This is a genomic window from uncultured Brachybacterium sp. (assembly GCF_947500705.1).
Classification (GTDB): Bacteria; Actinomycetota; Actinomycetes; order Actinomycetales; family Dermabacteraceae; genus Brachybacterium.
Genome location: NZ_CANMSY010000028.1, coordinates 1 through 554 on the forward strand (window position 1 = coordinate 1; position 554 = coordinate 554).

Annotated in this window: 1 protein-coding gene; it reads left to right on the plus strand. The window is 69.9% G+C overall.

Features of this window, described 5'->3' with window-relative positions:
• Positions 1-554: IS256 family transposase (locus Q0937_RS17920; protein ID WP_299306370.1), on the plus strand; the 554-nt coding region annotated here is incomplete at both ends.

Sequence of the window (554 nt, forward strand, 5' to 3'; positions counted from 1 at the left end):
GCCGTCGTCCTGCTCGCCACCGGCGTCAACGGCGACGGCCACCGCGAAGTCCTCGGCATCCGGGTCGCGACCAGCGAGACCGGCGCGGCCTGGAACAGCTTCTTCGCCGACCTGGTCGCCCGCGGCCTGGGCGGAGTCCGCCTGGTCACCTCCGACGCGCATGCGGGGCTGGTCGAGGCGATCGCCGCTCACCTGCCCGGAGCGTCCTGGCAGCGCTGCCGCACCCACTACGCCGCGAATCTGATGAGCATCTGCCCCAAGGGCATGTGGCCAGCCGTGAAAGCGATGCTGCACAGCGTCTATGACCAGCCCGACGCCGCGGCCGTGAATGCGCAGTTCGAGCGTCTGCTGGACTACGTCGGTGAGAAGCTCCCGGCCGTGGCCGAGCACCTCGATGCCGCCCGCGCAGACGTCCTCGCGTTCACCGCGTTTCCGAAGGATGTGTGGGTCCAGATCTGGTCGAACAACCCCACCGAGCGTCTGAACCGCGAGATCCGCCGCCGCACCGACTCGGTGGGCATCTTCCCCTCCCGCGAGGCGATCGTCCGCCTCGT